This is a genomic window from Rhodococcus sp. BH4 (genome assembly GCF_002079265.1).
Taxonomy (GTDB): domain Bacteria; phylum Actinomycetota; class Actinomycetes; order Mycobacteriales; family Mycobacteriaceae; genus Rhodococcus_F; species Rhodococcus_F qingshengii.
This window is the reverse complement of record NZ_CP014941.1, coordinates 498282-516256: the sequence shown is the minus strand read 5'-3', so window position 1 is coordinate 516256 and position 17975 is coordinate 498282. Positions and strand designations below refer to the sequence as shown.

The window sequence follows — 17975 nt, the reverse complement described above, 5'->3', positions numbered from 1 at the left end:
CCCCGATCGACCTGGATCAGACTGCTGAGTGATGCTGGCGCTGGTCTTCGAAGAACTCGGACCAGGAGTCGACGTCGGGGTGCTGCTTGAGCAGTGCACGGCGCTGACGTTCGGTCATTCCGCCCCACACACCGAACTCGACACGGTTGTCGAGAGCATCTGCTCCGCACTGCATGAGGACCGGGCAGTGACGGCAGATGGTGGCTGCCTTGCGCTGTGCGGCGCCACGAACGAAAAGTTGGTCGGGATCGACCTCGCGGCATCGCGCCTGAGTTACCCAGGCAATTCGTGCCTCGGCCTGCTCGATGTCCAAACGGCTACTCGGGGTGGCTGTGTACATTCTGGGTCCCCTCTACAAAGTCTGACCGTCGCCATGAGGCGAGCAGCGCACCATCTCAGCCGTCTCGCGGTAGCACGTGAAAGCTGAGACACATTCGTGATCGAGTGTTACGTCGATCACACTGATCACAATTTAGGTAAAGAACGCCCCTAACGCAAGACGGTTGGGAGCATTTTTTGGTACAGCAGTACAAAGCGCGTGTTCAGGAGGTTTTGAACACCCGCAAAACACTGAAACCGGTTCCAATGGGTGGGCACACGTACTCTGTAGATCGTGTCGATTGCAAAAACAGTGGCGAAGCTCGCCGGAAGCTCCGCATTGGCGGGTGTCCTGGTCGCAGGGGTGATGTTCCCGGTGGCCGGCGGATTCGGATTCGCGTCCAATCGCGCCGCCGATACCGTCGACAACGTCTCGGCCGAACTGGTCGAAGGCACGGTCCCCGCGGTGTCCACCATGGTCGATGCGGCAGGCAATCCCATTGCCTGGCTGTACGACCAACGACGCTTCGAAGTCCCGAGCGAGAAGATCTCCAACAACATGAAGTTGGCGATCGTCTCCATCGAGGACCGCCGGTTCCCCGACCACAAGGGCGTCGACTGGCAGGGAACGCTGCGCGCCTTCCTCACCAACACGACGACCGGTGAAGTGCAGCAGGGCGCGTCGACACTCGATCAGCAGTATGTGAAGAACTACCAACTGTTGGTCGTGGCCAAGACGGATGCCGAGCGCCGCGCTGCCATCGAGACCACCCCGGCCCGAAAGATCCGCGAGATCCGGATGGCGCTGACGCTGGACAAGGAACTCACGAAAGACGAGATCCTCACCCGGTACCTCAACCTCGTACCGTTCGGCAACGGATCCTTCGGCATTCAGGACGCGGCTCAGACCTACTTCGGCGTCGACGCCGCAGATCTGACCGTTCCGCAGTCCGCGATGCTGGCCGGCATGGTTCAGTCCAGCTCCGCGCTGAACCCGTACACGAACGTCGAGGGCGTGACCGAGCGTCGTAACACCGTGCTCGACACCATGATCACGAACATTCCGGATCGTGCCGACGAGTTCCGTGCAGCCAAGGAAGAGCCCCTCGGCGTCCTCGAAACCCCCAACAACTTGCCGCGCGGCTGCATCGCTGCAGGCGATCGCGGATTCTTCTGTGATTACGCACTGAAGTACCTCTCGGATGCCGGAATCACCCGCGACCAGATCAACGAGGGTGGTTACCTCATCAAGACCACTCTCGATCCGCAGGTCCAGGCGTCCACCAAGGCCGGACTGAACGCGAACGCGAGCGCCAACCTCGACGGCATCGCGAACGTGATGAACGTGATCAGGCCGGGCCAGGATTCACACAAGGTCATCGCGATGGCCAGCAGTCGCACGTACGGACTCAATGCCGACGCCGACGAAACCGTCCAGGCGCAGCCGTACTCCCTTGCCGGTGACGGTGCGGGTTCCGTCTTCAAGATCTTCACGACCGCTGCGGCGATGGAGAAGGGCCTCGGCATCAACGCGACCCTCGACGTGCCCAAGCGCTTCGAAGCCAAGGGCATGGGTAGCGGTGGTGCGGCAGGCTGCCCGGTCTCGACGTACTGCGTGGAGAACGCCGGCAACTATCCGCCGACGCTGTCCGTGACCGACGCCCTGGCACAGTCCCCAAACACCGCTTTCGTCAAGCTCATCGAGGCGACCGGCGTCACGCCGACCGTCGACATGGCTGTCCGTCTCGGCATGCGCTCGTACGCCGATCCCAACACCTCGGGCTTCGACGAGCGCAGCATGGCCGACTTCCAGAAGGAACAGAACCTCGGTTCGTTCACCCTCGGCCCCACCTGGATCAACCCGCTCGAACTCTCCAACGTCGCAGCCACTCTCGCCTCGCACGGCAAGTGGTGCCCGCCGAGTCCCATCGATTCGGTCTTCGACCGCTACGGCAAGCCGGTGGCCGTCACCGAGCAGGGCTGTGAGCAGGTCGTCGAGCCCGGCTTGGCAGACACACTCGCCAACGCCATGAGCCGTGACGACGTCGGCGCCGGTACGTCTGCCGGTGCCGCGAGCAGCGCCGGATGGAGCCTGCCGATGTCGGGCAAGACGGGTACCACCGAGACCCACAAGTCCTCGGCGTTCCTCGGCTTCACCAACAACCTCGCTGCGGCCGTCTACATCTTCGGCGACTCCCCGACACCCGGCGAGATCTGCTCGAGCCCGCTACGCCCCTGCTACAGCGGCAACCTGTACGGCGGTACCGAACCGGCGAGATCCTGGTTCGCGGCAATGAACCCGGTCGCCAACAACTTCGGGCCCACCTCGCTGCCTCCGATCGACGAGAAGTACGCACGGGGATCACAGAACGGCCAGGTTCCCGAGGTTGTCGGCCTGAGCCAGTCGGCGGCGACGTCGAGGTTGCAGGCGTCCGGCTTCACGGTCAATTCCGTGACCACGGCGTCCGGAGCACGCGCGGGAACGGTCACCGGAGTTTCGCCGTCCGGGTCCGCGATCCCGGGTTCGACCGTCACGATCTACATCAGTGACGGGTCCGTAAGGGCTCCGGCAGCACCCGCATCCCCGGCAGCTCCAGCAGCTCCGGCACCGGGCGCGACTCCCCCGGATGCGACTCCGCCGGGAGGCGAACCCGCACCGCCTGCGGGGACCCCACCGAACTGACGGCCCTGAAAACTGACGGCTCTGAAAACAAGAACGGCCGCGATCTCCGAGTGACTCGGAGTTCGCGGCCGTTTTCGGTTTCCGGTGGCGCGCTTCTACAGGCGGGACTTCACTGCTGCAGAGATACGTGCGCCATCGGCCTTGCCCTTGGCCAGCGCGCTGGCGGCCTTGATGACCTGGCCCATCTGACGCATACCCGGACGCTCACCGAGCTCCTCGGACACCTGAGCGAGGGCGGTGTCGACGACGTCGACGAGTTCGGCGTCGGTCAACGGCGTCGGCAGGTACTCGTCGATGATCTGAGCTTCGGCGCGCTCTTTCGCGGCAAGTTCACCGCGGCCGTTCTCGGTGTAGATCTCGGCCGATTCGCCGCGCTTCTTCGATTCCTTTGCAAGGACTTTGATGATTTCTTCGTCGGTGAGGACCCGTGCTTCCTTACCGGCAACCTCTTCGGTCTGGATGGCTGCCATGAGCATCCGAAGGGTGGCTGTACGTAGCGGATCCTTCGCCTTCATGGATGCAACCATGTCGGTTCGGAGGGTGGCTTTGAGCGATGGTGTCGTGTCGGACATGGTGGAAACGCTACGCGCTCGGCGTTTCGAGCGTGCCGATAGTTACCTCCGCCCGGACACAATTCTCTGTGGAATAGCTGTAAAAGGCGGCGAGAGCGACGCAGAAGAACGCCACACCCGTATCCTTGAGAGGTGTCTTCCCAGTTCCGCACCAATCTGACCCGCACCGCACTTGGTGCCGCGGGCGCCGCTGCACTAGGGATCGGGTACGCATCCGGCATCGAACGCAATGCATTTGCACTGCGTGAGGTGACGATGCCAGTCCTGGCGCCCGGTTCGTCGTCGCTGCGGGTCCTCCATCTCAGCGACCTGCACATGATGCCGAACCAACGGTTGAAACAGAATTGGTTGCGTGAACTCGAAGGCCTCGACCCCGACCTCGTGGTCAACACCGGCGACAACTTGTCGCATCAGCGCAGCGTCCCGGCAGTGGTCCAGGCGCTCGGCGATCTGTTGGCTCGGCCGGGTCTGTTCGTCTTCGGCAGCAACGACTACTTCGCTCCGAAACCGAAGAATCCACTGAGCTACATCTTCAACAAGGACAAGCGCATCACCGGCGATCCCCTCCCCTGGGGCGATCTGCGGGCCGCGTTCACCGAACGTGGATGGCTGGACATGACCCACGTGCGCCGCGAACTCGAAGTGGCCGGTATTCGCATTGCTGCCGCCGGCGTCGATGATCCGCACCTGAAGCGCGATCGCTACGACACCGTCGCCGGAACACCCAATCCCGTCGCCCAGCTCAAGCTCGGCCTGACGCACTCACCCGAACCTCGAGTTCTCGACCGGTTCGCCGACGACGGCTACGACCTGGTGCTCGCCGGCCACACGCACGGTGGTCAGCTGTGCCTTCCGTTCTACGGCGCGCTGGTCACCAACTGCCAGATCGACCGATCCCGGGTCAAGGGACCGTCGAAGTGGGGCGCACACACCCAGCTGCACGTCTCAGCAGGCATCGGCACTTCGCCGTGGGCTCCGGCACGCTTCTGCTGCCGCCCCGAGGCAACTCTGCTGACTTTGGTTCCGGCGACCAGGCGCGAACCGGAGCATGTCTCCGCACACAGTTCCGCAGAGTCTCCAGCGTCGGTTCTACGCAACTGACCTGCGGATTTAATGTCAGTCGACTCGGTAATGTAAGCTAACCGAGGTTCGACACGGGGTGTGGCGCAGCTTGGTAGCGCGCTTCGTTCGGGACGAAGAGGTCGTGGGTTCAAATCCCGCCACCCCGACAGTGAAGAACAGAAATCGAGGCCCTTCCGCTTACGCGGGAGGGCCTCGATTTCGTTGACGATAAGGTGAAGCCGTGGCATCCGAACCAGACTTCGCGCACAACGACATGGCGAGCCGTAGCCGACGTGAGAAAGCTGTCGGTCTTGCCAAGTTCGCCTGGGATCGCGATATCAGTAGTGCAGAGTTGCTCGACATGCCCGACGATCGGCTGCGCAAGCTTGCGCGGGCGGCGGGCGCCAATCCGCCGAGCACGCGGGAGACCTGGACGATCGCGGCCGGACTGCTCGACGAGAAAGCCGTGTGGGCAGCAGCCAACCCAGACCGTCCCGAAGCTCGGCGTGAGCATCCCGACGAGAAGATCATGTGGGTGAAGAAGCCGATCGAGCCCTGGCTGTGACAGCCGAATTCAGCGCAGGTGTGACAGCCGAATTGAGTGCAGCTGTGACAGCCGAATTCAGCGGAGCTGTGAAGCGGTGATCGGGCAGGTCGATGAAGTAGTTGTGGATTGCTCCGCACCAGCCCAGTTGGCGACCTTCTGGGCCGGAATCCTCGGTGGGCAGCCGGTGGAGCGGAGCGCGGAGTGGGCGTTTGTCGACCCTCCAGGATGGACTCGCCTCGCCTTCCAATGTGTACCGGAATCCAAGCTGACGAAGAATCGTCTACACATCGACGTCAGTGTGGATGACGTCGTCGCTGCGACCGACGCTGCCGAGCGCCTCGGCGCAACTCGGGTCGGCACTGTCCAGCAGGACCCGGCCGGCACCTTTCAGGTGCTGCTGGATCCCGAGGGAAACGAGTGGTGCGTCGTCCGAAGTGCCGGGAGGTGATTTACGCTCCCGCTACGGTTTCGCGAGCCCAACGGTAGTCGGCCTTACCGCTGGGCGAGCGGAGGATGGTTGGTACGAGCACGATCGAGCGGGGGATCTTGTACCCGGCGACGTGGGTGCGGCAATGCTCCGACAATGATTCCGTCGCAACATCTTCGAATCCCGGTCGAACCTGCACCACCGCGGCGACCTTCTCGCCGAATCGTGCGTCGGGCGCGCCCGCTACCAAGGCGTCGAAAACTGCCGGGTGAGTTTTGAGTGCCTGCTCCACTTCTTCGGGGTAGACCTTCTCGCCGCCGGAGTTGATGCACATCGAACCGCGCCCGAGCAGCACGATGGTTCCGTCGGCTTCCATCGTGCCCATGTCCCCGAGTACCGCCAGACGAACCCCGTCGACGATAGGAAAAGTTGCAGCAGTCTTGGCCGGGTCGCCGAAGTAGGCAACGGGAACATGGCCGGCCCGGGCGATGAAACCGACTGTGTCCGAGCCTGGTTCGATGCGACGGAATTCGTCGTCGACAAGAATCATGTTGGGGTTGGATCGAATTCGCTTGGAACCGTCCTCACCGAATTCGACGACGCCGTCGTTGCCGGATTCCGAAGCACCGAATGCATCCTTGATCACCAACCCCGGTAGTCGGGTTGTCAGTTCTGCCTTCAGGTTCGGCGAGAACAATGCGCCACCAGACCCGATCAGTTGGAGAGTCGAAAGGTCGTAGCGCCCTTCGCTTGCGGCGATGGCGTCGGCGATCGGTCGAGCAATCGCGTCGCCGACGACGGTGATTCCGGTGATCTTCTCGGCCTCGACCAGTCGCAACACTTCCATCGGATCGAAGCTGCGGGTCAGCACTCGGGGCGCTCCCATGAGGAATGCCGTGAGCAGTGAATAGATTGCGGCTCCATGCATGAGCGGCGGGATGAGTAGCAGCACAGTTGGATTGGTGTTCGCTACAGCTGCATCCACAACCTCTTCGAGGCTACGACGCGGCGGCCCGCTGAGGTTCGCTCCGGACAGGGCGGCAAAGAAGAAGTCCTCGTGCCGCCACACCACACCCTTGGGCATTCCGGTTGTGCCGCCGGTGTAGATGATGAAATGGTCGTCGTTGCTGCGAGGGCCGAAGTCGCGGGTATCAGTCTGCGCGGCAAGGGCGTTCTCGTAGTCTTCGCCGACGATCAGCACGTGGGTGATCTCCGGACACTGCGGAACCACGGCCAATGCCGTCGGCGCGAATTCCTCTTCGACCAGCAGTGCCACCATTTGAGAGTTGGTGTAGATGTACAGGAGTTCTGCATCGGTATAGCGGAAGTTGACGTTGATCGGTACCGCTCTGATCTTCAAGCAAGCCAGGAGCGCTTCGACGTACTCGACGCAGTTACGCATGTGAATACCGACGTGCTGCCCAGGCTCGACGCCCACCGACTGCAGGTGATGAGCGAGTCGGTTCGATCGCAGTTCGAGCTCGGCGTAGCTCAATCGCACGTCTTCCAGAATCAAGGGAACTCGATCGGGGATCGCATCGGCAACGGCCTCGAACAGATCGGCAATGTTCAGGGTCATCGAAATCCTCACTACACGCGTCTTCGCTTACCAGTACAGGTCTTTCGCGAAGCTAACACGTTGGTCGCACCCTGTAGTCCGAATTGCGTAGCGGTCCCGCTGAGCGAGACCTGACGCGCCGCTCACCTGGCATCAACGGTGCGGATACCTCCCTGACCAAGCCCGATAGCCGAAAGGTAGGGTAGCCTAATGCACTCACGCACCACTCTCCGGAGCCGCACGTCGGTCCGGGTCGCCATGGTTGCCCTGGCGACTGTTTTTGCCGCTACGGCCTGCGGCTCTTCCGACGCCGGCGGCAACGCAAACGGCAACACCGATGTCGCGACCGGCGGCAAGCTGTTCAGCACCGCCGACACGGAAACAGCGAAGCTCGGCAGCGATGCCGCGCCAGGCGAGTTCCCTCGCACCATCACCCATGCCCTGGGTGAGACCACCCTCGAGGCCAAGCCGACCCGCGTCGTCGTCCTCGACAGCGGTGAACTCGACGAGGTTCTCTCGCTCGGGATCACCCCGGTCGGCATCGCCAGCCCGGAAAGCGCCGCCGGTCAGCCGTCGTACCTGGCGGACAAGTTGGTCGGTGTCCCCGACGTCGGCACGACCAACAACCTCAACCTCGAGGCGATCACCGCACTCCAGCCCGATCTGATCCTCGGCAGCAAGCTGCGCCAGGACAAGCTTTACCCGCAACTCGCGGCAATCGCTCCGACGGTCTTCAGCATCCGCCCCGGCTTTCCGTGGAAGGAGAACTTCCTCCTTGCCGGTGACGCACTCGGCGAGGAGACCAAGGCTGAGCAGGTTCTCAACGACTACCAAGAGCACGCCGACAAGGTACGTGAGTCGATCGACGGTTCCCCGACCGTTTCACTGGTTCGTTTCATGTCCGGGAAGCTGCGCCTGTACGGCAATCTGTCGTTCATCGGCGTCATCTTGAAGGACGTCGGCCTGCCCCGCCCGGCGATCCAGGACATCGACGAACTGGCCGTCGAGGTCAGCCCCGAAACGATCACCGAGGCGGAGGGTGACCGAATCTTCTACTCCAGCTACGGAAATCCCGCCGACACGGGCCAGACCACGGTTGTTGCCGGACCGCTGTGGGCCAGCATGGACGCAGTCAAGGAAGGACGCGCCACCGAGGTGAGCGACGAGACCTGGTTCCTGGGCCTCGGCCCGACAGGTGCCGGCCTGGTTCTCGACGACCTGCAGGCCAAGCTCGGCAAGTAGCCGTCACCGGCGCAAAGAACGCCGCCCGACTCTCCGGAGTCGAGCGGCGTTCTTTGTTCAGCGGTTGTCCTGCTCGAGGTGTTCGTTCATCGTCGAGTGAAGGTCGACGAGAAATTCCTCGAATCGACTGAGCAGTTCGGGCGGGTACTTCGCCATCATGGCGTCGAGTCGCACGGCAAGGGGCCCGAAGAACTCGTCCGCCAGGTCCTGCACATGCGCACTGCTGTGCAGCGTGACCACTCGCCGGTCGGCATTCTCTCGGGTCCGGACGATATGTCCCGCCTTCTCCAGGCGGTTGAGCAACGCGGTGGTTGCACCCGACGTCAGCGAGATCCGCTCTCCGAGGCGGGCGGGTGAGAGCGGCGTCCCCTTCTCCTCGGCAGCGGTGATTTCCATCAAGGCAGTCGCGTCGGTGGAATGCAGGCCGAGCCACGACGCGAATCGATGGCTGAATTCGGTGAACGTGCCACCGTACGCGCGGAATTCGTCCATCAGCCGCTCCCGCTCCACGGAGATGTCGCGCGGTGCTTCCACCTCGGTGATCCCACCTTTCCTGTGCCAGACGGCGGCCGGTCGAACCCAGCGCGCACGTTGACAACTTACCGCCTCAAATATACCTTCATAATAAAGTTACTTCACAATGGAGGTTTATTCGTGAACATCTCACCCACCACCCGCAAGTGGTTGGGCCTGATCGCCATTGCACTCGGCGTGGCACTGATCGTCGTCGACACCACGATCGTCAACGTCATAGTTCCCTCGATCATCGAAGATCTCGGGATCAATTCCGTTCAGGCTCAATGGATCCAAGAGTCCTACGCAATCGTGTTCGCGGCACTCCTGCTTCTGGTCGGCAGAGTTGCCGACCTGGTCGGCGCCCGTCGTATCTTCATCGCCGGTGTCGTCGTGTTCGGCGCAACGAGCCTGCTGGCCGGACTGGCGCCGAACGGCGGTCTGCTCATCCTGGCGCGCTTCCTGCAGGGCGCCGGCGCGGCCATGATCCTGCCCACGTCACTGTCGCTTCTGAACGCGATGTTCACCGGAAAGGCGCGCGGCCAGGCCTTCGCGGTCTGGGGCTCCACCATCGGCGCTGCATCCGCCCTCGGCCCATTGCTCGGCGGCTGGCTTGCCGAACATGCCTCATGGCGTTGGGCATTCGGGATCAACATTCCGCTTGCTGCGCTCATTCTGATCGGCGCAGTGCTGTTCATCGCGCCCTCACCCCGCACCGCTGGGCGCATCGACGCCACCGGAGCAACACTGTCCATCGCCGGGCTCGGCCTGCTGGCCTTCGGCCTCGTCGAGGGACGAACGTACGGGTGGCTGACCACGAAGGAACCCTTCGATCTGTTCGGTCTTTCATGGTCTAGCGGACCGTCGCCGGTTCTGGTGGCGCTGGTTCTCGCCGTTCTGTCGCTCGGTGCGTTCGCCTACCGTCAAACCATGCTCACCCGCAGCGCCGATCCGTCGCGGGCACTGATGGACGTACGGTTGTTCTCCATCTCGTCGTTCCGCAACGGCAACATCGCGACGCTGATCATCGGACTCGGCGAGTTCGGAATCGTTGCGGTGCTTCCTCTCTGGCTCCAGTTCACGCTCGGATACAGCGCCCTCCAGGCAGGGCTCGCGCTGGTTCCCATTGCCATCGGCAGCTTTGTCGCCAGTGGTGCGAGCTTCGGGCTGGCATCGAAGGTCTCGCCGTTGGGCTTGGTCCGTATCGGCCTGGCTCTCGAAGCGCTCGGTCTCGCCGGCCTCGGATTCATCGCTGCGACAGACAGCCCCTGGTGGACTATCGCCGCAGTGCTGTTCTTCTACGGAATCGGCGTCGGTTTTGCGACTGCCCAGGTGACCAACGTCGTGCTCGAGGAGATTCCCGAGCAGAGCGCCGGTCAAGGCTCCGGCATTCAGAGCGCGTTCCGCCAACTCGGATCCGCACTGGGCATCGCTGTCCTCACCACGGTCTTCTTCAGCACTCTCAATTCGACGCTGAACAACGACCTCACCGGATCCGGTGTCGACCAAGCTCAGGCTGATCAGTTGACGCGGGCAGTCACCGACAGCGCAGGCGCCGCCATCGACTCGCTGGCCGGTTTACCGAACACTGCCTTCGTCGCCGACGCTGCCCAATCTGCGATGACTCACGGCATCACACTCGGCGGATACCTTGCGGCCGGATTTGTCGTGGTGGGCCTGATCGCCACGGCGCTCATCCCGAACAAGCCTGCCCCGTCAAACGAGGAGGAAACGAAAGCAGCAGCCGACGTCGCCTGACGGTCGGATCGGTGCAGTACGGTGCCGGTATGCGATTGCCCTGGTCACGGTCAGCACAGTCACGGTCAGCACAGTCACGGTCAGCACAGTCACGGTCATCACAGTCACGGTCTGCACAGTCACGGTCAGCACCGGTGCTCAGTGAGGCCGACATCGTCGCCGTACGTGAGCAAGCACGCGAACTGGTAGTCCCAGGTTTCGCGACGTTCGACGAAATCTGCGAAGCCGCCCGAGACTGTGTCGAGGGCGGCTTCGAGAACGACGAACTCGGCAGTCAGATCGACGCAGTAGTGCGTGAGGTCTGGGACCACAGACTCGAGGAGCAGACCCAGTGGACGGCTCCCGGAGACTTCGAGCGCCTCTCCGCAGCCTTCGCCGAACTCGAACGCAACGGCATCGTGGCCCGGATGAACTTCACCTGCTGCATGCAGTGCGGCACTACCGAAATCGACGACGAACGCACGCCGTCCGAACCCGACCAGAACGGGTATCCCTTTGCTCAGTGGGCGTACACGTTCTTCCACATGCAAGATGCGGAGCGTCTCGGCGACGAGCCGTCCGATCTCTACTTGTCCTACAGTGCGTTTCGTCCGGCCCACGATCTCGATCCCGCGCTGGTCGCCGCTGCCTTCGGCGGCGACGAAACCGCCAAGGCACACATGATCGCGCACACCGATCAGACCGTCGGGCGCCAGGTAGCCGACGCACTCCGAACTCAGGGGCTGAGCGTCGATTGGAACGGTGACAACAATCAGCGTATCCGTGTCACCGACGTATGTTGGCGCAAACCGCTTCCGCAGTAGGAGATTCAGCTGGGTGGCAATACGCGGTCGAGGAACGTATTGCTGAAGACGCGGTGTGGGTCGTGTTCGTCGAGAGTGGCGAGAGCGAAGTCCCAATTCCCGTCGCCACCGGCACGGAAGGTGGCAGGCACTGTGCTGGTGAGGAATTCGTCGTCCTGGTACGCCGCCTGATCGGTGAATGCCCACCCCTTGGACCACTCCGGACGGAAGGTCGCGTAATCGCCGGAGTAGTTCGCGACCATCCACCGTTCCATTTCGCGAAGGAAGGCAGGCAATCCCGCGGTGCCGGGAATCGAGACCACGTTCATCCAGATCGCTGTGTCCCAGTCCTGACGATCCGCCCGCGGCCGCACCGCTGACAGGTCCGGCACTCCGGCGCTGTCGACCAACACCTCGCCGTCATCGTCGACACCGCAGAGACGCACTTCGAACGGCATGTTGACGGGATACTGCCCCAGCGACGCGTAGTGCGTCATTCGTTCGTTCAGCCAACTCGTCATCTCGTGGACGACTCGGCCGATGTTGGACCGCTTGGTGATCACGGCTCCGCCCCCGGCTACGACGCGCAAGGTCGTGTGCCGGAGGTAGAACAGAACGTCTTTCGACCAACCCCAGAGATCGTCGGTGTCAGTCAGCACCAATCCTGCTGCTACAGCGCCGAACTGAGAGGCGCCGAACAGCGGCGTCGCAGCTTGGAGACCCTGTGCCACCATCCCCAACGGGGTGGTGACTTCTTCGGGAATCGCGTCGGAGAAGAAGTAGTTGTACGGCCCGCTCACCTCTCGGGACTCCGGCGGTTTGACCGGGGTCGGTGTCCAGACCTTGAGCCACGGTGTTTGCGTGAACGGGAACCAGATTGCTTCCACCCGTCCGGATTTCTCGACGAAACTCTCGTAGGTACGCCCTGGCGACCCGGGAGCAGCAAAGAGTTCTTGCCACGGAATGTCGGTGAAACTCTGGCACCGCAGCCGATAATTCTCCCCGGCTTGCAGCGTCACGGAGGTGACGAAGGTTCGACCCAGATGGGCCAGGAAGGCGGTGCTCTCGACGTCCGATCGGTGAAATGTCTTCAGTGCGTACCGATTGATGCCTTCCTCCCACGCCACCACCGTGATCTCGGTGATCAGGTTGCTCAGCGAACCATACGATTGACCAGGGGTGATCGTCTCCCCCACAGCCGGATAGGTTGCCCCGTGAGCACCGATCGCCAGCGCGCCGGCGATGGACAGCTCACCGATCGCCGGAGAGTTGGCCCAGCCGAGCCCTTCTCGCTCGAGCGCTGTCAGAATCGCTTCGATACTGGCGCCGGCGCCCGCCGTGACCGTTGCGGGCGTGCCGTGCTGCACCACAACCGAATTCAGTTTGGCCATCGTATCGACCAGCAGAACTCGATCCGAAGGCGCGCCGGGCACCACCGTCAACGGACTCCACCCGTGCATCGTTCCCTTCGCACGCACTGTGTACCCGTTGTCGAACGCCCAGTTGGCGAGGGTGACGACGTCATCGCTGTGACGTGCCGTGGCCGTCCACACGCTGTCGAGCATGATTTCTCGCGACCAGTTCGCGTACGCCTGCTGTGACAACGGAATGTCCGACGGAAATCCGGGCGGTGGCGCGATGGTCGATGCCGAACCCCAGGGAACTGCTCCAGCCGGCGCCCAGGAAATGCCCGCGAGAGCAGCTGCGCCGGCACTCGCTGCGAGAAATCCGCGCCGGCTCACACCGTCTTCGCTCGAGCTGTGCTCTGCCATGCGCTCTGCTTGATGCACCACTGCTCACTCCGTCAGCCGACTCGGTTCATGTCAGGGACGAACGTAGAACAAATATGATTACGATGCCAGTGGTTCCGTAATAAAAGTTTTCCGAAGCTCACTGCACCATCGGAGCGAAGACCGCGTAGATCGCTTCCGGGGCACCGTCGAACGCACTGATGATCAACCAGGCAGTCAGAACCGTCAACGCCGGCCCGATCAGGATCTTCTCGAGGTTCCCACCTGCACGGATGGACAGGAATGACGGCAGCCGTTGTTCCCACCATCGTTTGCCGCCGAGCGGAATCAGGGGCGCGAGAAACGGCACCCCTTCCTTAGTGATCGCATCGCCGAGACAGTGCGTGGCGCAGCCCAAGGCCACCGCAACACCTAGCCCCGTGGATCCAGCCTCACTCGGATACCACTGCCAGGTGAGGGCAGAGAGCACCAACGCAACGGCGGAGACCGCGAGCCAACCCTTCTCCTTGGCCAATTCACCCGCCAATCCACGGATGGCCAACCCGAGGCAGAAGAACAGGGTGATGATGATGGCTGGCTTCCCGAACTGAACAACCAGCGCCGAGACCCCGGCACCCAACCCGGCGGCGAACAGCGCGGTGTGCGTGAGCGTCCGATGCCCACCACGACGCTTGCCGTCCTTCTTGCCTTTGGTGATGCGGTAGAAGGTCACCGAAATTGCGTCGATGCCTTTGGCCAGAGCCTTGCTGAGCGGACCGAATGATCGCGAAACCGTCGACTGACCGGTATCGAGGTCGGGAAGCAAGGCGGCTCCGGCACACACTCCGGCAAAGGTCAAAGTTTCCGCAGTGGATGTGGGCCCTCCCCAGTCGAGAGGCAACAACTCCGCAACCACCAACCCCACAGCAGCACCGGACATCGCGTGGGTGGGGCCCATGACCATGAAACACAACACCTTTCGAAACGCGCCCCGCATCAGGCCGTACCGCACCCTCTGCAAGACACCACACACATGACGCCGTCGGCGACGGCCCCGGCATGCTCGCCGAGACCGCCCCGAACGTAGCAAGTGCTACCGACAGGCTTGACCAACCTCCAGACCCAGTTGAGTACGGCCGTACCGTTCCAGGTCAAAGCGGTTCATGCGGAGCTTTTTTCGCTCGTCAGCCCGTGGCAACCGTGCATGACAGGGCAACGCCCTCCTCCAGCGGAGCGACGCCTGCCATGTCGAGCACCTCTGCCGGAACACCTTCGGTCGTCGGAGCCCACTCGACGGTCGGCAACGCCGGCACCCCTTCACGCGCAACGAATGTCGCAGCTTCGCTCGGCACTTCGATAGTGACTGCGGCCGTACCGGCCTCCTCCGCGCGCACGACCTTCCCCTCGTCGATGAGCTTCTGCAGCTCCTCGTCGGAAATCGGCGCCGCGACACCACACGCTACTTCGGGAGCCACACCCAACTCGGACGGAGCGGTCGCGATCGACCGCACCGCCACCGGTGACCCGTCGGAAATCGGATTGGAAGCCCAGGCGATTCCCGGCGCCACTGCCATACCGAGGACCGCCACGGACGCCACCACCACACCGGTACGGCGGGCCCGCTTGCCGTTCACTTTCAATCGCGTCATCGTAGTTCTCCTTGATCGAACGTTCTCGAGTTCTCGGCGCGGTCGCATCCGAGAAACCCGAGGTTATGAAGCCAACACTGCAGATCTGTTGTCGGTTTCTTAGGAGTTGATGAGAATGCGACGGCCCTCGCTCCGAGCGAGGCCCCAGGCCTTGATCCGATGGCACCATGGCTGGGGTGAGTACACGCGAGCGCATCCTGATCGTTGACGACGACGCGAAGGTTCTGAATTCGCTCGAACGTGGACTCCGATTGTCGGGCTTCGACACGGCAACTGCCGTCGACGGACGATCGGCCTTGTCATCGGTGAACAAGCAATGCCCGGCCGCGCTCGTTCTCGACGTCAACATGCCCGGCCTCGACGGCGTCGGGGTGGTGACCGCCCTGCGCGCGATCGGCAACGAGGTTCCGATCTGCGTGCTCAGCGCCCGAAGTTCCGTGGGTGATCGCATCGCGGGGCTGGAGGCGGGCGCCGACGACTACCTCACCAAGCCCTTCGAGTTGGCCGAGCTCGTCGCCAGACTCCGCGCATTGCTTCGACGCACGACGCGAGCCACCCCGTCGGTCGACCATCCGATCACGGTGGGACCGCTGACGGTCGATCTCCGTGGCCATCGAGCGCACATCGACGGTAGACGAATCGAACTCACCAAAAGAGAATTCGACCTGTTGTCGGTACTCGCCGAGCACGCCGGTGTCGTACTCAGTCGCGCACAACTCCTGCGACTCGTCTGGGGTTACGACTTCGCTGCCGACACCAATGTCGTCGACGTCTTTGTCACCTATCTACGCAAGAAACTCGAAGTCGACGGGACTCCCCGCGTGATCCACACAGTGCGTGGGGTGGGCTTCGTCCTGAGGGCCGAACGATGAAGCGGCCGCTGTCACTTCAGACTCGCGTAGCCATCGCCTCGGGCCTGGCCGCCGGAATCGTGATTGCCGCGATCGGAATTGCGTTCGCGGTCTTTCTGCGTGTCAACGGATCCGAACAACTCGAACGCACTCTCGATTCCGTCACCCTGGGCGTCGCGGCGAGTGCGCCGAGCCCGCTATTCATCGAAACACCAACTGCAACAACAGAACCATCCGTGGTCAGCCCCGGATTCAACGCCGCGACCGTCAGCGCCTTGGCTACCACCGATGTTCGCAGTCGTGATGTTCTGGTGCCCGGCGACAGCGGCGCCGCACTGGCCGTCAGCATCCCCGAAGACCCACTGACCCAGGCAATCCGTGAGCAGCAGTTCCAAGTGGCCGCTGCAGCAGTGGTCGCCATCCTTGCCGCGGCCGGGCTCGGTTGGTTCCTCACCGGCCGAGCCGTCCGGCCACTACAGCAATTGACCGAGACCACCAGTTCGATCGGCAACAACCTCGACGTCGACGGACTCTCGCGCCGGGCACCGTCGGTACGTGGAACGCGAGAAGCCGAAGAACTGTCGGAGGCAATCCACAGCATGCTCAGTCGCATCGAAAGCGATCGAAGCCGCACCGAGGAGGCGTTGGAGTCGGCACGCGATTTCGCTCGCGTCTCCGCCCACGAACTGCGCACACCTCTCACGTCGATGCGTACCGATCTCGAAGTTCTCGCAACACTCGATCTCACGGAAAGCCAACGGCGCGAACTGTCCGGCGAATTGTTGGAAGCGCAGCGCCAGATCGAGCGCACCCTGACCGACCTCGAGACTCTAGCCCTGGGTGACGTGGCCGATCCCGAGGATTGTGCCGACGTCGATCTCGTGGAGGTTGCCGATCGCGCCGTTGCTGACGCAGGCCGTCTGCACCCGCAGGTCGACGTTCGTTTGAAAGCACCGGAAGAACTTTCGGTTCAGGCCTTTCCCGCGGGTATCCGTCTGGTGCTGACCAACGCCGTCACCAATTCCGTTCGGCACGGCAATGCCGACGAAGTCGAGATCACCGTCCGATCAGGGGCTGCGACGGGTTCGGCGACGGTTTTCGTCGACGACAACGGCACCGTGATCGCGCCTTCGGAACGCGAAGCGATGTTCGAGAGATTCGTTCGTGGTACCGGTGCGGGCGACGCCGGAAGCGGTTTGGGACTGGCCCTCGTCGCGCAGCAGGCGAGGCTGCACGGCGGTAGCGCGCGACTCGACAAGAGCCCACTCGGCGGAACTCGATTGATCTTCTCGATCAACCCAATTCGACGTGCAGAGCCTCGAGCAGCGGCTTGGCCGCCTCGTCGAAGAATCGGTCTTGGGTATCTCCACCGATCTGTACCAGTGCCACATCGGTGAATCCGGCGTCGGTGTATGCCTTGACCGCTTCGACGATCACATCGAGATCGGGACCACACGGAATGCTTTCAGCTACATCCTCTTTGCGCACGAACTGAGTCGCACCCGAGAAGCTCGCCGGCGTCGGCAGTTCGGAGTTCACGGACCACCCTCCGCCGAACCACCGGAACTGCTGATGAGCTCGTGCAATTGCCGTGTCGCGATCAGGGTCCCACGAGATCGGAATCTGACCGATGGTCCGGCCTGCGGGAGCCAATCCGTATGCTCGGCCGTGCACATGCTTCCACAAGTGCACTAGCTCCGAATCCGGTTGCACGGCAATCAGATCGTCGGCCATCGGACCGAAACGCTCGACGGACTTGTCTCCGGACATGGCCAGCGCCAGCGGAACCGGGTTCTCGGGGAGATCCCAGATCCTGGCGGACTGGACGTCGAAGTACTCCCCCTTCCAGCTCACCAGATCTCCGGCGAGCAGTGCGCGAATGATGCTCACCGCCTCCTGCAGCATGTCCTGGCGGGTGTCGATGGACGGCCAACCCTCGCCGACCACATGCTCGTTCAGGCTCTCGCCACTTCCCAATCCCAGGGTGAAGCGTCCGTCCGCGAGGATCTGGATCGTCGCAGCTTTCTGAGCGACGACGGCGGGGTGGTACCTCACGGTCGGACAAGTCACGTACGTCATCAAACCGACTCGCTCGGTGGCGTGGGCGACTGCCCCCAGCACCGACCAGGCGTAGGGTGCATGCCCCTGCTCGGTCAGCCACGGCGAGTAGTGATCACTCATCACTTCGAAGTCGAAGCCGACTTCTTCGGCCCGAACTGCATGGCGAACCAGTTCTTTCGGACCTGCCTGCTCCGTCATCAAGGTGTAGCCGAATCGTGCCAT

The 17975-nt window shown here is 62.8% G+C and carries 17 protein-coding genes and 1 tRNA gene; 10 read left to right on the top strand and 8 right to left on the bottom strand.

Features of this window, described 5'->3' with window-relative positions; translation table 11 throughout:
* Window positions 1-16 precede the first annotated feature (16 nt).
* Window positions 17-340 (bottom strand): WhiB family transcriptional regulator, encoded by a 324-nt coding sequence (locus tag A0W34_RS02445; protein ID WP_007732375.1) that lies wholly within the window; start codon window positions 338-340, stop codon window positions 17-19.
* Between the two features lie 291 nt (window positions 341-631).
* On the opposite strand from A0W34_RS02445, the gene A0W34_RS02440 reads away from it, so the two are divergent.
* Entirely contained in the window at window positions 632-3001 is a 2370-nt protein-coding gene (locus A0W34_RS02440) for a penicillin-binding protein (RefSeq protein WP_003943525.1), read from the top strand.
* Window positions 3002-3096: 95 nt separating this feature from the next.
* Here the strand turns inward: A0W34_RS02440 and A0W34_RS02435 are convergent, their stop codons facing one another.
* Window positions 3097-3573 (bottom strand): GatB/YqeY domain-containing protein, encoded by a 477-nt coding sequence (locus A0W34_RS02435; RefSeq protein WP_003943491.1) that lies wholly within the window; start codon window positions 3571-3573, stop codon window positions 3097-3099.
* 132 nt (window positions 3574-3705) lie between these two features.
* Between A0W34_RS02435 and A0W34_RS02430 the strand changes: the two genes are divergently transcribed.
* From A0W34_RS02430 to A0W34_RS02415, 4 genes are all read left to right on the top strand, one after another.
* Window positions 3706-4674 (top strand): metallophosphoesterase, encoded by a 969-nt coding sequence (locus A0W34_RS02430; RefSeq protein WP_003943461.1) that lies wholly within the window; start codon window positions 3706-3708, stop codon window positions 4672-4674.
* A 54-nt stretch (window positions 4675-4728) separates the two neighbouring features.
* Window positions 4729-4802: transfer RNA gene (locus A0W34_RS02425), tRNA-Pro, on the top strand.
* Window positions 4803-4876: 74 nt separating this feature from the next.
* A complete protein-coding gene (locus A0W34_RS02420) occupies window positions 4877-5200 on the top strand; it encodes a hypothetical protein (protein ID WP_003943496.1) in 324 nt (107 codons plus the stop codon).
* A 76-nt stretch (window positions 5201-5276) separates the two neighbouring features.
* The gene (locus tag A0W34_RS02415) at window positions 5277-5630 is read left to right on the top strand and encodes a VOC family protein (RefSeq protein ID WP_081557270.1); all 354 of its coding nucleotides are present in this window, start codon (window positions 5277-5279) and stop codon (window positions 5628-5630) included.
* Between the two features lies 1 nt (window position 5631).
* Here A0W34_RS02415 and A0W34_RS02410 read toward each other — a convergent pair whose 3' ends face one another.
* Window positions 5632-7188 (bottom strand): acyl-CoA synthetase, encoded by a 1557-nt coding sequence (locus tag A0W34_RS02410; protein ID WP_058038249.1) that lies wholly within the window; start codon window positions 7186-7188, stop codon window positions 5632-5634.
* A gap of 189 nt (window positions 7189-7377) precedes the next feature.
* Between A0W34_RS02410 and A0W34_RS02405 the strand changes: the two genes are divergently transcribed.
* The gene (locus A0W34_RS02405; RefSeq protein ID WP_003943522.1) at window positions 7378-8409 is read left to right on the top strand and encodes an ABC transporter substrate-binding protein; all 1032 of its coding nucleotides are present in this window, start codon (window positions 7378-7380) and stop codon (window positions 8407-8409) included.
* A 57-nt stretch (window positions 8410-8466) separates the two neighbouring features.
* Here A0W34_RS02405 and A0W34_RS02400 read toward each other — a convergent pair whose 3' ends face one another.
* The gene (locus tag A0W34_RS02400; RefSeq protein WP_003943458.1) at window positions 8467-8943 is read right to left on the bottom strand and encodes a MarR family winged helix-turn-helix transcriptional regulator; all 477 of its coding nucleotides are present in this window, start codon (window positions 8941-8943) and stop codon (window positions 8467-8469) included.
* A gap of 120 nt (window positions 8944-9063) precedes the next feature.
* On the opposite strand from A0W34_RS02400, the gene A0W34_RS02395 reads away from it, so the two are divergent.
* Both A0W34_RS02395 and A0W34_RS02390 read left to right on the top strand, forming a co-directional pair.
* Entirely contained in the window at window positions 9064-10680 is a 1617-nt protein-coding gene (locus A0W34_RS02395; RefSeq protein ID WP_081557269.1) for a DHA2 family efflux MFS transporter permease subunit, read from the top strand.
* 134 nt (window positions 10681-10814) lie between these two features.
* Window positions 10815-11483, top strand: coding sequence for a DUF6891 domain-containing protein (locus A0W34_RS02390; RefSeq protein ID WP_081557268.1), 669 nt, complete (start codon window positions 10815-10817; stop codon window positions 11481-11483).
* A 5-nt stretch (window positions 11484-11488) separates the two neighbouring features.
* Here A0W34_RS02390 and A0W34_RS02385 read toward each other — a convergent pair whose 3' ends face one another.
* The 3 genes from A0W34_RS02385 to A0W34_RS02375 form a co-directional block, all read right to left on the bottom strand.
* Window positions 11489-13234, bottom strand: a complete 1746-nt coding sequence (locus A0W34_RS02385) for a cholesterol oxidase substrate-binding domain-containing protein (RefSeq protein ID WP_039973296.1) — start codon at window positions 13232-13234, stop codon at window positions 11489-11491.
* A 118-nt stretch (window positions 13235-13352) separates the two neighbouring features.
* On the bottom strand, window positions 13353-14156 hold the full coding sequence (locus A0W34_RS02380; protein WP_007732353.1) for a metal-dependent hydrolase: 804 nt from the start codon (window positions 14154-14156) through the stop codon (window positions 13353-13355).
* 220 nt (window positions 14157-14376) lie between these two features.
* Window positions 14377-14841, bottom strand: coding sequence for a light harvesting protein subunit alpha (locus A0W34_RS02375; protein ID WP_081557267.1), 465 nt, complete (start codon window positions 14839-14841; stop codon window positions 14377-14379).
* A 167-nt stretch (window positions 14842-15008) separates the two neighbouring features.
* Here A0W34_RS02375 and A0W34_RS02370 point away from each other — a divergent pair, with 167 nt between their 5' ends.
* On the top strand, window positions 15009-15713 hold the full coding sequence (locus A0W34_RS02370) for a response regulator transcription factor (RefSeq protein WP_042922831.1): 705 nt from the start codon (window positions 15009-15011) through the stop codon (window positions 15711-15713).
* Complete coding sequence (locus A0W34_RS02365; RefSeq protein ID WP_042446646.1) at window positions 15710-17089, top strand: sensor histidine kinase; 1380 nt, start codon at window positions 15710-15712, stop codon at window positions 17087-17089. The genes A0W34_RS02370 and A0W34_RS02365 overlap by 4 nt, the downstream gene beginning before the upstream one ends.
* Here A0W34_RS02365 and A0W34_RS02360 read toward each other — a convergent pair.
* The gene (locus tag A0W34_RS02360) at window positions 16986-17975 is read right to left on the bottom strand and encodes an LLM class F420-dependent oxidoreductase (RefSeq protein ID WP_007732341.1); all 990 of its coding nucleotides are present in this window, start codon (window positions 17973-17975) and stop codon (window positions 16986-16988) included. The two genes, A0W34_RS02365 and A0W34_RS02360, sit on opposite strands and share 104 nt — an antisense overlap.

What these genes read in the sequence shown, in the direction of transcription:
- A0W34_RS02375 (WP_081557267.1), bottom strand. Translation starts at nt 14,841, where the DNA reads ATGACGCGATTGAAAGTGAACGGCAAGCGGGCCCGCCGTACCGGTGTG.
- A0W34_RS02360 (WP_007732341.1), bottom strand. Translation starts at nt 17,975, where the DNA reads ATGGCACGATTCGGCTACACCTTGATGACGGAGCAGGCAGGTCCGAAA.
- A0W34_RS02445 (WP_007732375.1), bottom strand. Translation starts at nt 340, where the DNA reads ATGTACACAGCCACCCCGAGTAGCCGTTTGGACATCGAGCAGGCCGAG.
- A0W34_RS02365 (WP_042446646.1), top strand. Translation starts at nt 15,710, where the DNA reads ATGAAGCGGCCGCTGTCACTTCAGACTCGCGTAGCCATCGCCTCGGGC.
- A0W34_RS02410 (WP_058038249.1), bottom strand. Translation starts at nt 7,188, where the DNA reads ATGACCCTGAACATTGCCGATCTGTTCGAGGCCGTTGCCGATGCGATC.
- A0W34_RS02405 (WP_003943522.1), top strand. Translation starts at nt 7,378, where the DNA reads ATGCACTCACGCACCACTCTCCGGAGCCGCACGTCGGTCCGGGTCGCC.
- A0W34_RS02385 (WP_039973296.1), bottom strand. Translation starts at nt 13,234, where the DNA reads ATGGCAGAGCACAGCTCGAGCGAAGACGGTGTGAGCCGGCGCGGATTT.
- A0W34_RS02370 (WP_042922831.1), top strand. Translation starts at nt 15,009, where the DNA reads ATGGCTGGGGTGAGTACACGCGAGCGCATCCTGATCGTTGACGACGAC.
- A0W34_RS02380 (WP_007732353.1), bottom strand. Translation starts at nt 14,156, where the DNA reads ATGGTCATGGGCCCCACCCACGCGATGTCCGGTGCTGCTGTGGGGTTG.
- A0W34_RS02435 (WP_003943491.1), bottom strand. Translation starts at nt 3,573, where the DNA reads ATGTCCGACACGACACCATCGCTCAAAGCCACCCTCCGAACCGACATG.